Consider the following 12,532-nt stretch of genomic DNA (forward strand, 5'->3'; position numbering starts at 1 on the left):
CGCTCAACAACCTGCGCTACAGCGTCCTGCTTAAACTCATCCGTAAACCGTATTCCCTTGTTCATATCCGTCTCTCCTTGGTCCCAAAATTACCAAGCAAAGCGTCTACAAATCTAGGGGCACCTCAGTTCTTCGAAAAGGTGGAGTGGTCCGGTACACGGTCGTTCAGATCGAGCCGACAGAACCAGCGATACGCGAGGTTCAGATGCACCTCTTCACACAGACGTCGCTCAGACCGGATACCGAAGCAATAGCCTACGAGCAGCATGCGGATTAGCAGTTCCGGGTCGACCGACGGGCGACCGGTATGACTGTAGAAGTCCGCGAGATGCGCCCGGATACTGGCCAGATCAACGAACCGATTAATCGACCGCAACAGGTGATCGAGTGGAACATGATCTTCCAAAGAGAACTCGTAGAACAGTGCCGGCTGTGCTTCCTGCTTCGGTCCCATCATCGCCAATCCCTCCATCTAGGAAGAATTGAATCAGCGACTTACTCCCCGATCAAGGAAGAGTTTTTCAACGAAATACGCCCTTCCCGCAGAAAGGTGACTATTTGACCGACGTTCTGCAGTCCTGGCAGCAGCAACTATGTTGTGTTAGAAAACCTCAGACCAAAGTCACAATTGTCTGAGGTTTCCGCCGTCTACGCCAGCGATGCACTACTAATCCGGTCCTTCCAGCTCCAACCTGTAACGTGTGTGTCGGCGTTCGCCAGTACGCGTCAGGGCTCCGATTTCGACAAGTTCCTGTAGATCCCGTGTAGCGGTCGCGCGCGACGTACCCGTGATCGAAATGTAGTTCTCCGCACTCAGGCCACCTTTGAACCCGTCAGGCCCCTCGCGGAACATCCGCTCGATCACCTTGGCCTGTCTTCCATTCAGCGCTTCGCGATGTCGGTCGTAGAAATGCGCCTTGGCAATGAAGAAGCCCACGCGGTCAAGGGTGACTTGCTGCGCTGCCAGAACGGCCTCTGCAAACCAAACCAGCCAAGGTGTGACATCCAGTGTCTTCTGGTGCCGCTCTAGCTGATCGTAATAATCCTTCCGCTTTCGCTCGATGGTGAAGGCCAGCGCGATGAGGCTTGGCTGGCCAATATTCTGAGCCAGGGATTTTTCGGCCAGAGCCCGACCCAAACGACCATTGCCGTCCTCAAAGGGATGGATGCTTTCGAAGTAGAGATGGCTGAGACCAGCGCGTGTCAATGCTGGTAAGGGCCCTTCCTTATTCGGCGCTGTCCGGTTGAACCAATCGACATATTGGCCCATCTCGTCTGGAACTTGCTTAGACGGTGGGGCCTCACAATGCACAACCGGGCGGTCAAGACGACCCGAGACGATCTGCATGGCATCCTCGTGCTGCCGGTATGACCCGATGGCCTCCAGATGCTTGTCGAATGACAATAGCATCTCGTGCCACCGAAACAGGGTCTCGTGCGTGAGAGGCTCGGCATAGGTCGAGTAAACATCGACCATCATCTCGGCCACGCCCTGCTCTCGGGGTTTGCTCGGATAGCTGTCCGGTTCCAATCCGAGGTGTCGACGAAGAGAGGATTGAACGCTGCGCCGGTCAAGCATCTCGCCTTCAATGGCGCTGGTTTTCATAGCCTCATCGCTCAGCAGGTCGATGCGGAGTTGATCACGTTCTGACGGGCCAACATGCTGAACGGCACCCAGGACTTCGCCTGACGACATCAGGAAGCGCTGCTCGAACGGTGCCAGTGATGCTGCGTCGTACCGGAAATCCGGCCAACCGGATATCTGCCAGTTCCATGCCATGCGTTATAGAAGTCCTTTCTATAACTCACATATAGACCATTTTTGAGTTATAGAAATCAATCCTATAACTCAAACACGTGCAAAAACACGTAAACCCTGCTGTGCATTTGCACGTAAAACCTGCTCATACCTCCGACTGATTGAAAGTCAAAGCCCGACCAATTGAAAGCGAGCACCCTCAAGCCTGCAGAGTTCGGGCCTGTTCATTCGCGCCATCAGTAGCCAAGTCCAGCTCCGGCAAATCTCGCAGGGTCTGGAAATCGAAGGTCGTTAAAAATGTCTCTGTCGTGACGAACGTGTGCGGCGCACCGGGCCGCGGCGAGCGCGGACCGCTGGCGATCAGATCCTTGTACCGCAGCCGGGCGAGCAGATCGCGGCTCACCTCCTTTCCAAAGATGTCCTTGAGCCCCGCCCGGTCGATGGGCTGGTGATAGGCGATGGCACAGAGCACGCCCATCTCCATCTCGGTGAAGGCGAGCGATTGATCGCCAAGATCAGCCGCAGCCTTGATGGCATCGGCGAACTGCGGCTTCGTGCGAAACATCCAGCCACCCGCCACATGCACCAGCTCATAGGGTCGGCCGACCAGCTCCGCCTGGATGTCGTCGATCAGCGTCTCGACCGATACCCCCTGCCCCACCACGCGGGCGAGGTCTTCGCGACCGACCGGCGAGGCACTCGCGAAGAGCACCGCCTCGATCCGACCCATCCATTCCCGCCAGCGCAGTTCCTGTGGCAGGTCCTCGAGCTCCCGGTCGAACGCGCCATCGCGTGCCAAGCCCCCCTGGCCTTTTTCGGGCTTGCGTTTCACCGCAACATTCATGGCGCGATCCCGTAGAGCCGGAACGTGGACCGCCCGGTCAGTTCGCGCGCCACTTTCAGCTCGACCAGCCGGTCACAGAACCGCCGCGCGGCGCGGTCTGTCATCGGGATTGTGGTGCCCAGTATCATCGGCGACAGCATGGTTGATGGTGCGACCGCATCTTCCGTCAGGAACAGCTCGACCGCCGCATCCGATCCTTTGGCCCGGAGCCTCGGGGCGATGGTGCGAAGGACTTCGGCACGACGCGCCAGATCACGCCCCAGACGGATCGTCTCTTCGATAGACTCAACGATCCGCACTTGGGCGGCCAACTCGGCCCCCTGCCCTTCTGCGGTCAGATCGCGTTGCGCCGTCTTTGTCAGCCGCCGTGCCGAGACAGGTAGCACCTGCTTCCAGTTCAATGCCTGTGCCAAAACCACATCCGAGAGCAGGCACGCGACCTGCTCTCCTCGGTCGTCGACCTCGAGCACGCTTCGTAGGACGGCCGCACACCCCCCCCAATGGCCCATGCGTCCGAGCGCGCTCTTGCCCGGCGTCCAGCCACACACCCACCTCGCCCGCAAGGTCCGCGCCGATTAGGTCGGCTATCTCACCCGCCCCGCCTGCCCGCAGACGTATGGCCTCACGCCAGAAGGCCAACAGATCTCCGTCTGGACCCCGCGCCTCGCCCCGCGGCGTCAGGTGGTAGGCGTCGCGGATATCGGCCTCGCGCGCCAACCGCCCCTCCAGTTTTGAGGTCGCAGTCGCTGCACTCAACGCCAACCGGTTGGCGAGCAGCTTGATGGGTACGCCTTGCTTTGGATCACAGACCAGCGCATCCAGTACTGTCAGGGCCGCCCCTGACCGAAAAGCCACAGTTTCAGTGGTTTCGACACGTCCGGAGGTGACCCAACCCGGAAGTTTCGGTAGGGTGTTGAGGTCGTCGGCAATAGCTGTGGACTGATATGTCATCCCACAACAATATCCTGTCACGGCGCTTTCCGCTACCATATACTGTAGAAACCGCCCCACCCTGCGGTTCTTAGCTATGTCCAATAAGTTTGCCTTATCGAACATTTTTAGATTATGCTCCGATGCATGCGCAAAACTTCCGAGAACCAACGCCTAAAGGCCGAGAAATCGAGCTCAATGCACCCGGATACGGCGCGCGACCTCGAGCGCGACGAGAGAGAGCATACGGAAGACGGCGCGATCACCCTGCCCGCCCATGTCGCCGGATCCGGCACGCTCGACCGATTGGTCGACACCGCCCGCGACTATGCGCGCGCCTCGTGGCCGAACAAGATGGCAGCCGTCTTCGGTGAAAATGCTGTTGGAGCGGCGGAACGACTTGGCCTCATGCCGTACGAATCGAGCCCAGATCAGATGTAGCTTCTGACCCGAATCCAAAAAATTTCACCGGGAGAAAACTCCGCATGAGGCAGAAAGTGCCATTAGTTGCTTGGGGTTAGCTGCTAATGTGCCAACTCAACAGAGTAGCGGCTCGATTCGGTTAGATCTGCATTTAATATATCTATATCAATGACTTGCTGGGTTTTTTATACGACAACACCTATAGGTGTTGTGGATAACTTTAACACTACATTTAGATTCTTCTTGCCGGACTCACTGGATCGTGGCATTCCCATTCTGACGGAAAAACGCGTCAGACACGCTGTACACCGTCAGAATGACTAAGAGCCTCAACAGAGGCCGAGAGTGGGCGGCAGGACATGGATGATCGTAACATTGGATATACGCAAGGCATAGGCTCTTCCGATATCGGAGCATTTGCCGACAATCTGGCTGAGTCTTTGGATCGCCAGATGAAGATCGCTTTCGAACCCGAAGAACGAAAGTCCCTACGCTGCTTCAGTTCCACCGAAGTCGCCGGCCTCCTGCGCGTAAGCACATCTAACCTGCGCAACCGGCACAAGGACGGCAGCTTCCCGGAAGTGCATACAGACAACCGCGGACACCGGTTCTACACAGCCCAAGAGATTGATGAGTTGCGCGATGTTCTTGGACGCACTGGAAAGAACGCAGAAAGCTACCGCCCAGGTCGACGTGATGGCGATCGTCTCCAGGTGATATCCGTCGTCAACTTCAAAGGCGGTTCATCAAAGACAACTGCAACGATTCATCTTGCGCAAAGGTATGCCTTGCGCGGTTACCGCGTGCTGGTCCTAGACCTCGATCCGCAAGCAAGTTTGACCACGTTTTTCGGCTTTCGGCCCGAGCTTGAGTTCGCCGATGGCGGCACAATCTATGATGCTTTGAGATATGAGGACCAAATTCCTCTCTCGAACGTCATCCAAAAGACCTACTTCCATAAGCTCGACATGGTGCCCGCCGGTTTGATGCTCTCGGAGTACGAAACCGAGACCGCAAACGCTCTCGCCCGTCGCGTACAACCCATCTTTGCAGAGCGCCTCGCCTTGGCGCTTGAAGAGGTTGAAGCAAACTACGACATCGTCCTGATCGACTGCCCGCCTCAGCTTGGGTTTCTAACCCTGACTGCGCTGGCCGCCTCGACGGGGCTTTTGGTTACCGTGGTACCTGGCATGCTTGACATCGCATCCATGAGCCAATTCCTGAAGCTTGCTTCAGAAACGGTCAAGGCGGTGGAGGAAGCCATCGGTCGGCGTGTCACATGGGATTTTGTCAAGTTCCTGATTACCAGATATGAACCGTCGGACGGGCCGCAGACCCAAATGGCAGGCTACCTGAGATCGATCTTGGCCGGACAGGTCATGACAGAGCCAATGCTGAAATCTACAGCAATCTCGGACGCCGGTATGACCCAGCAAACCGTCTACGAAGTTGATCCGAGCCAATTCATCAGAAAAACGATTGATCGTGCACTGACCAGCGTGAACGGCGTTGGCGATGAGTTGGAACAGACAATCCAAATGGCATGGGGGCGTCGCTGATGGCCCGAAATATCTTCAATCAGCCACCAAAGGACGAGAAGGAGAGCGCAGCCCTCTCCCCTACCCCGCCAAAAGCGGCAAAGCTGCCGGGATCTGTTGGAGGATTGCGCGACTCTTTGCGCGAGATCACAGCAAACTCGATTCGCGATATCGAGCCCGATCAGATTGATATGGATGGGCTGCGCGATCGGTTGGTGCTAGAAGATTCCAGCATCGATGAATTGGCCGAGAGTATCGCCAAGCATGGCCAACAAGTGCCAATCATGGTCCGTCCATCTGCCCAACCGGACAGATACCGCATCATCTACGGCCGCCGCAGGCTTGCGGCGATCCGTAAGGTCGGTGGAACGGTCAAGGCAATTGTTCGAACCTTGGACGATGACGCATCTCTGATCGCTCAAGGCCAGGAGAACAACCTCAGGCTTGATCCGTCTTTCATAGAAAAGTCAATTTTTATCAAAGAGATGCAAGAATCCGGGTACAAACCCGGTGTCATTCAAGATGCTCTAGGTCTGACCCGGCAAGGCGTATCCAACCACAGGGTCGTCATAGAACAACTGCCGGACGGTCTTGTTCAACTCATCGGGCCAGCACATGGGATCGGACGACGGCAGTGGGGTGAGCTAGCTGCCTTATCGGTGAAGGTAGATTTGGTGGACATCGCCAAAGAGGCGCTCGCCGCCCTGCCCGACGACACTCCTAGTTCCGAAAAGTTCCAAGCGGTCTATTCGGCTTGCTCGAGCAAAGCACGTAGCGACAAGAAGCCGCCCAATCGTGGGCTGACTTCGGTCATCAATGATGAGAACGGCAGTTCATTGGGCACGCTGACAATCGATGAGAAGGTGATCTCTCTCAAGGTCACCAAGAAGGACAATCCAGAATTCGGCCAATGGCTCGAAGAACACGCTGAAGCTACGCTTTTGCAACTCTTCGTACAGTGGCGGAATGAGAGAGGCTCTGGGTCCTAACCCAGGCCACAACAGAGCAACACGAGCAGAGGAGAAAAGCGAAGACCCGAAAGAAAAGAGCCCCCCAAAGTTTCCCCTGGAGAGCCCTCATCATCTGATTAGCATCTTTGATGTAGCAACCTCCAGCGTACCGGTCAAGAGTCACCGATTCGGTGGACTAATATTTTTTGCCTTTTTCCGCGAAAATTCGAGGAAAGAGACGGGGAAATTGTGGGCCGAACGGTCGTCGTGAACAAGCCATGGCATTTACAAAACTCTCGATCGAAGCCGCAGGTGCTGATGCAACTTGCGGCTCATTTCCCCCATCTGAAACCGACGTCTGGACCATCTTCAGAGCCCTGAGAGATGCACGCAGCGTGTTTGGTCTACGTCCTGGCCACATACAGACACTTCAAGCAATGCTCAGTTTTCTGAAACCTGGCCATGGCGAAACGGTTTTTGCGTCTAACAATTCACTTTGCCAGCGCGTTGGCGGAATCGACGAACGGACACTCCGGAGGCACATCAACCGCTTCGTTGAACTCGGATTCATCAAGCGCAATGACAGCTCGAACCGAAAGCGCTACCGCGTTCGCTCATCCGACGGGGAGTGCATCAGTTATGGATTGTCTCTCACCCCCCTGCTCCAACGTGCGAGCGAGCTTATAGCCATCGCGCAAGAGATCGAGAATAACCGGCGAGATCGGATATTTGTCCGCAAACAGATCCTTACAAAGCTCGCCCATTTGGAAGAGAACGATCCTAGCAACGCATTCATCAACCACGCACGGAAGGCTCTACGCAGGAAGCTGAGCCTCCCCGAATACCACGCTCTGCTCGCCAATACAGATGCAGAGTGCCAGAGTTTGTCTGCCCCGGATGATCCGCCTGAAACTATGGAATTGCCCGTCAATGACGGACAAACTGTCCGGCATCAATCTAAGTCTGAAGAAGAAAAAAAAGATTTAGATATCAACATAGGCGATGAGGCCCTGAAACCAGACTTGCTGACCTCAGTCTGCGATCAGGCGACATCGTTTTCCACAGAGAGACTTAGAAACTGGTTAGACATTGAAAACCATGCTCGAACACTTGCACCCATGATGGGCATTCACCCAGAAACTTTCGAGAAAGCCAAGAATGCTGTAGGAGCTCAGAAAGCGTCATGCGCGATCTTCATCATGCTACAACTTGGAAAACGCATCAGGGATTTTGGGGCGTATTTTCACAGTATCACCCTGGGTCAAAAGCAAAACCAATTTGATCCATTAGCTTTGATCAAGCGACTATCCGAAACCAATGAGCGAACTGTCTAATGTCCACCGCGGTGGACTTCGAACTAGAAGCGGCGCTTGTGGTAACCAAAACTGTCCAAACTCAACTAGCGGCGCGTGGTGGTTCTTCAGTTTGTCTCAGACCAGCAGATGTCCACCGCGGTGGACAAGTGACACACGAGCAAGCCTTGATGAAAATCTCGCAGGCCATGGAAGACATCCGCGGCCAGGCATTAAACCCTAAATCCCTAAAGTTATTGTGGGAGGTCACCATCTACAAAAAGGTTTGGAAAGAGCCGCTCTCGATAATCCAACGGAAACGCCAACCGAACTGGCGTCTTCGGCGAGGCGGAAGTCAGGTATCCGGCGGCGGTCAGTTTACTCAGCGTGTTGCGAGCGGTACGCTCGGACGTCTTGAGCACGATCTGCGCATCGCCTCGTTCCAGTGCCCCATGCCGAAGAACCGCCGAGATTAGTTCCGGCGCTCGCTTGTCATCGATGGTATCTGCTACAAGACGACGATACCGTTGGTCCAGTCCGCCGAGATCGAACAATCTTGCTGAGAAGCTGATCTGGTCGAGCGTCACCTTTAGGAACCATTCACTAAACGTCTTCAGTGCCGCTTCTGACAGGTTCCCCCGTCCGTCGCGGTCTCCGCTACGTGGACTGTCGGCCAGATCCATCATCCGTTTGTACTCGCCCGGATCGGTTAGCCCGCGGGCCAGTCCACGTGATACGGACCAGAGCCCTTGGCCACCAATCCCCGCTGTGAGGGCCATGGCATGAGACATCAGTCGGCTGACACGGCCGTTACCATCCGGGAAAGGGTGGATATAGTTCAGCCGGTGATGTGCAGAGGCGATCGCGATGATCCGTCCGCTCGAAGACCGCGCCGTAATCTGAAATCGTTTGTCGAAATGGTCCATGAATGCCGCGACGCGCGACGATGAAGGAGGTAGGTGGCGCCCGACCGCAACTTCCCGATCGTCATCCTGGCGCATGCATCCCGGAACGATGGGCTCTCGTGTGCCGTCGGGATGTTCGATGACCCGAAACTCATCCGGCATCTCGTCGTAAAAGCTCTTATGGACCCAAGTCAGGAATTCGACGGATGTGGGGCGGAGCAGGGTGCCTATGCGATGCATCTCATCGATGGCCCGTTGAACGATGACGTGCGCTCGGGCCTCAAGGGCGAGAGGACGGGTTTCTTCCTCAAGTTCGGCACCAGCCAGCGCCCTTTCGATATCGCGGGGGCGCGTGTTGTGTCCTTCGATCAGGTTGGAGTAGTAGCAGTTCATCACACGGACGAGATCGGCAAGTTCGGCTGCGCTGTCAGGATGCAACCCTTGTCCCAGCCCGGTGGCTTCCCTCTGGATGTCGACCGAAAGGTCTGCCAGTTCTGTAGGAATATGCTCCTCAAAGAAGCAGGGTTCGATCCTGGCGGGTGTTTCCAGCATTTTGCCGATCTTCCATATTTGAAAAGTAGTTGAAAAATAAACACATTTCGTACTTTCAAGCAAGGTTTTGCCGATATGCGTTGCCGATCTTGGTTGCCGATCTAGAATTGCTGCATGAAATCAATGGCTTCGGCAGATGTGCCGGGCTTTTCGGTTTTGTTGTCTGCCCAAAGGGGCCGGAAAAAGAGAAAGTGTTCTTCGGGTTTTGTGACTGACGGATGAGGGCCTTTGGGGTCCCTGAGATGGGTCCGGGCCGGGTTCCGGTCTGCCGTTCTTGATGAAGGGCACTCCCATGCAAACAGGTGTCTTGCGCGTGTTGCGCGCAACCGCTGCCCCTTGGTGGCGGCATAGGGCTCTGTTGCGTTAGCATGCAATTCACTGGTTAGGCTAAGTCTGCCGCCTGTCATGCTGCCGACTTGAACAAGTTTGCAACAAAAGCAATCTCGTTCAAAACGCCCGGCTCATTGTTGGCAAAGTGGCCTTTCTTGATGGCACGGTGTGTCTCGATTCCTTTAAGCGTGTTCTTGGCCGCGGTTAGTTTTTGAAAGCTCCGTTTCGGTCGAAGAAGCTGTTTCAAAGCTGCATGGTCAGCCTCGATCCGGTTGTTTAGGTATTTTCGGTCTATGTGCCGGATCCTGTCATCCGGCCCGTTGCCGAAGTTCATTTCCTCGATCACTTTTGCATAGCTATGCGCCTTGTCGGTCACGATTGTCAGCGGATTGTAGCACCGTGCCATCTCGCTCGCCTGGCGCACGAAAGCCCTTGCAGCACTGGCGTTTCTGAGGGCGGTGAGCCGAAAATCGATCAACTGCCCACGATGGTCGACGGCCCGCCACAAATAGCACCACCGTCCGTTCACTCGTACGTAGGTTTCGTCTACGTGCCACTGCAAGCCGCGCCAGGAACGATGCCGCCCGTATGCTCGTTTGCGGATCTCCGGTCCGAATTTTTGCACCCAACGGTAGACTGTCGCGGCGCCGACTGTGATCCCGCGCTCGGCCAGAAGATCTCTAACATCACGGTAGGACAACGGATATCGGCAGTACCAGCGGACTGCCAAAAGGATAACGTCTCTAGGAAAACGATGCTGTTTGAACGGATCTCGTCGTGGCATATGAACCCCCCTGTCAAAGCTGCAAGAAACGTCGCGCTTCGAGAGAGTTAACGCAACAGAGCCCTGTTTCTCTCACATGAGGCTTGAGCGAAACGCCATCTGCGGCTACCAATTGGCTAGTTTTTTGGAAATTTACCAATGTTTCATGTGTTTCTGGTGTGTTCGGGTATTGCCGCTCTTGTGAATATCGCAGTGGGCTATCTGCTGTATGGCTACGGTGGGCTGGACAGCCCTGCGCTTTATGCGTTCAGCGTTGCAACTGCGTTTCTGGCCGGGATGGTGGTCAGCTTTATCCTTAATCGCAGGTTTACCTATGCGCCCTCTGGGCGGCGCGCTGCATCGGAACTGCCCGATTTTCTGATGGTGTCGATAGGTGGGCTGCTGCTGACGACCGGGCTTTCGTTTGTGTTTTTCACCTACGGGGGTGCTGCGCTTGAGCGGCTCACGATGAGCATCCTGCCGCCCGAGACCAGCGCCCACATGAGCGCGATCGGGCTGACCGCGCTGTATTCATTTCTGGCGCACAAGCATGTGAGCTTTCGCCGCGGACCTCTTGCGCTATGGCGTCGGGGTGCACGTGCGGTGCATGCCCTTGGGACCAGGTAAGCGCCCATGAGCACCCAACGCACTGCCCTCATTGTCGGGGCTGGCCCGGCTGGTTTGACGGCCGCGCATGAGCTGGCCACACGCACCGATATCAAACCAATCGTGTTTGAGGCCGACAGCCAGGTTGGCGGCATTTCCAAGACCGTGAATTACAAGGGCAACCGGATTGATATCGGGGGGCATCGGTTCTTTTCCAAGTCTGACCGGGTGATGGATTGGTGGGCACAGATGTTGCCGCTCGAGGCTGCCGGGGAAGGGCAGGGCGCGATCACGATCAGCTATCAGAACAAACAGCGCGAGGTGACAGCGGGGACGGGTGCGGACCCCGATGTGACGGATGAGGTCATGCTGGTGCGCGGGCGGGTGTCGCGGATTTTGTTCGGACGCAAGTTCTACAGCTATCCGATCAAGTTCTCGCGCCAGACATTTGGCAATCTTGGGGTCGGGACCACGGCAAAGATCATGGGCAGTTACGCACGCGCGCGGCTGATGCCGATCCGGCCTGAGGTCACGCTGCGCGACTACATCATCAACCGGTTTGGCAAGACGTTGTATGAGACGTTTTTCAAGAATTATACGGAAAAGGTCTGGGGTGTGCCGTGCGAGGATATCCCGTCGGACTGGGGCGCGCAGCGGATCAAGGGTGTGTCGATTTCGGCGCTGCTGAAGCATGTGTTGAAAAAGCTCAGGCCAGGTGGGGCAGGGGATGTGTCGCAGAAGGATACCGAAACCAGTCTCATCGAGCGGTTCTTGTATCCCAAGCACGGGCCCGGGCAACTGTGGGAGATCGTGGCGCGCAAGGTTGAGGCGGCCGGGGGCACGGTGCACCTGAACACGCGGGTGACGGCGGTGCATCACGACGGCAGCCATATCAGCGCCGTTGATGTGGTGCATGCGGACGGGCGCGAAGAGCGCGTTGAGGGCGACATGGTGTTCTCGTCCATGCCGGTGCAGGAGCTGATCACGGGCTGGCAGCCTGCGGCCCCCGTCGAGGTGACGGAGGTGTCGGACGGGCTGACGTATCGGGATTTCATTACTGTGGGTGTGTTGCTTAGCCGGTTGACGCTGGGGGGCGGATGCACGGCCAAAAACCTGTACGACACGGTGCCGGACAACTGGATCTACGTTCAGGAACCTGATGTGAAGGTCGGGCGCCTGCAGATTTTCAACAACTGGAGCCCGTATCTGGTGGCGGATCCTGATACGATCTGGATCGGGTTGGAATACTTTGTGAACGAGGCGGATGATTTTTGGAACATGGCCGACGCGGACATGATCGCATTTGCCAAGAAAGAACTGGAAAAGCTGGGGGTCGCGGACCCGGCAGATGCGCTGGATGCGGTCGTGGTGCGCACCAAAAAGGCCTATCCGGCCTACTTCGGTACTTACGATAAATTCGACACGGTACGTGAATACGTGTCACAGTTTGACAATCTGTACTGTGTCGGGCGCAATGGGATGCACCGGTACAACAATCAGGATCATTCTATCCTGACAGCGATGGTGGCGGTCGATGGCATCGAAGCGGGGCGCGATTTGCGCGACCAGATGTGGGAGATCAATACCGAAGAGGACTACCATGAGAGCAAATAGGCATCAGATGGCGGGGCAGGGCTGAG

Annotated in this window: 10 protein-coding genes and 3 pseudogenes; 6 read left to right on the plus strand and 7 right to left on the minus strand. The window is 56.2% G+C overall.

What is annotated here, in order from left to right; genetic code table 11:
• Positions 1-127: 127 nt before the first annotated feature.
• From H9Q16_RS19820 to H9Q16_RS20810, 5 genes and pseudogenes are all read right to left on the minus strand, one after another.
• A pseudogene (locus tag H9Q16_RS19820) lies at positions 128-457 on the minus strand (transposase); the annotation flags it as partial.
• Positions 458-667: 210 nt separating this feature from the next.
• The gene (locus tag H9Q16_RS19825) at positions 668-1,780 is read right to left on the minus strand and encodes a Fic family protein (protein ID WP_191077224.1); all 1,113 of its coding nucleotides are present in this window, start codon (positions 1,778-1,780) and stop codon (positions 668-670) included.
• A 178-nt stretch (positions 1,781-1,958) separates the two neighbouring features.
• Complete coding sequence (scpB, locus tag H9Q16_RS19830; protein ID WP_191077225.1) at positions 1,959-2,603, minus strand: SMC-Scp complex subunit ScpB; 645 nt, start codon at positions 2,601-2,603, stop codon at positions 1,959-1,961.
• Complete coding sequence (locus H9Q16_RS20805) at positions 2,600-3,151, minus strand: DUF1403 family protein (RefSeq protein ID WP_343067899.1); 552 nt, start codon at positions 3,149-3,151, stop codon at positions 2,600-2,602. Before H9Q16_RS20805 ends, scpB begins: the two co-directional genes overlap by 4 nt.
• A 115-nt stretch (positions 3,152-3,266) precedes the next feature.
• Positions 3,267-3,659: pseudogene (locus H9Q16_RS20810) on the minus strand (DUF1403 family protein); the annotation flags it as partial.
• 205 nt (positions 3,660-3,864) lie between these two features.
• Between H9Q16_RS20810 and H9Q16_RS20935 the strand changes: the two are divergent.
• The 4 genes and pseudogenes from H9Q16_RS20935 to repC all read left to right on the plus strand — a co-directional run.
• Positions 3,865-3,974, plus strand: a pseudogene (locus H9Q16_RS20935) (recombinase family protein); the annotation flags it as partial.
• Between the two features lie 341 nt (positions 3,975-4,315).
• Positions 4,316-5,515 (plus strand): plasmid partitioning protein RepA, encoded by a 1,200-nt coding sequence (repA, locus tag H9Q16_RS19850; protein WP_191077226.1) that lies wholly within the window; start codon positions 4,316-4,318, stop codon positions 5,513-5,515.
• Positions 5,515-6,483: a plasmid partitioning protein RepB gene (gene repB / locus H9Q16_RS19855; protein WP_246455895.1), complete on the plus strand. Its 969-nt coding sequence runs from the start codon at positions 5,515-5,517 to the stop codon at positions 6,481-6,483. Before repA ends, repB begins: the two co-directional genes overlap by 1 nt.
• Positions 6,484-6,722: 239 nt before the next feature.
• A complete protein-coding gene (gene repC, locus H9Q16_RS19860; RefSeq protein ID WP_191077228.1) occupies positions 6,723-7,778 on the plus strand; it encodes a plasmid replication protein RepC in 1,056 nt (351 codons plus the stop codon).
• Between the two features lie 212 nt (positions 7,779-7,990).
• Here the strand turns inward: repC and H9Q16_RS19865 are convergent, their stop codons facing one another.
• Positions 7,991-9,193, minus strand: coding sequence for a Fic family protein (locus tag H9Q16_RS19865; RefSeq protein ID WP_191077229.1), 1,203 nt, complete (start codon positions 9,191-9,193; stop codon positions 7,991-7,993).
• 403 nt (positions 9,194-9,596) lie between these two features.
• Positions 9,597-10,307 carry an IS6 family transposase gene (locus tag H9Q16_RS19870; RefSeq protein WP_191077230.1) on the minus strand — a complete coding sequence of 237 codons (711 nt, stop codon included), beginning with the start codon at positions 10,305-10,307 and terminating at the stop codon, positions 9,597-9,599.
• 138 nt (positions 10,308-10,445) lie between these two features.
• On the opposite strand from H9Q16_RS19870, the gene H9Q16_RS19875 reads away from it, so the two are divergent.
• Positions 10,446-10,913, plus strand: coding sequence for a GtrA family protein (locus H9Q16_RS19875; RefSeq protein WP_191077231.1), 468 nt, complete (start codon positions 10,446-10,448; stop codon positions 10,911-10,913).
• Positions 10,914-10,919: 6 nt separating this feature from the next.
• Positions 10,920-12,506, plus strand: coding sequence for an NAD(P)/FAD-dependent oxidoreductase (locus H9Q16_RS19880; RefSeq protein WP_191077232.1), 1,587 nt, complete (start codon positions 10,920-10,922; stop codon positions 12,504-12,506).
• The last annotated feature ends 26 nt before the right edge of the window (positions 12,507-12,532 follow it).

Source organism: Sulfitobacter aestuariivivens (assembly GCF_014763045.1).
Classification (GTDB): domain Bacteria; phylum Pseudomonadota; class Alphaproteobacteria; order Rhodobacterales; family Rhodobacteraceae; genus Sulfitobacter; species Sulfitobacter aestuariivivens.

Bases quoted from the DNA above. Each gene is read 5' to 3' on its own strand.
- scpB (WP_191077225.1), bottom strand. From the start codon at position 2,603: ATGAATGTTGCGGTGAAACGCAAGCCCGAAAAAGGCCAGGGGGGCTTG.
- repC (WP_191077228.1), top strand. From the start codon at position 6,723: ATGGCATTTACAAAACTCTCGATCGAAGCCGCAGGTGCTGATGCAACT.
- H9Q16_RS19880 (WP_191077232.1), top strand. From the start codon at position 10,920: ATGAGCACCCAACGCACTGCCCTCATTGTCGGGGCTGGCCCGGCTGGT.
- H9Q16_RS19825 (WP_191077224.1), bottom strand. From the start codon at position 1,780: ATGGCATGGAACTGGCAGATATCCGGTTGGCCGGATTTCCGGTACGAC.
- H9Q16_RS19870 (WP_191077230.1), bottom strand. From the start codon at position 10,307: ATGCCACGACGAGATCCGTTCAAACAGCATCGTTTTCCTAGAGACGTT.
- repA (WP_191077226.1), top strand. From the start codon at position 4,316: ATGGATGATCGTAACATTGGATATACGCAAGGCATAGGCTCTTCCGAT.
- H9Q16_RS19865 (WP_191077229.1), bottom strand. From the start codon at position 9,193: ATGCTGGAAACACCCGCCAGGATCGAACCCTGCTTCTTTGAGGAGCAT.
- H9Q16_RS19875 (WP_191077231.1), top strand. From the start codon at position 10,446: ATGTTTCATGTGTTTCTGGTGTGTTCGGGTATTGCCGCTCTTGTGAAT.
- repB (WP_246455895.1), top strand. From the start codon at position 5,515: ATGGCCCGAAATATCTTCAATCAGCCACCAAAGGACGAGAAGGAGAGC.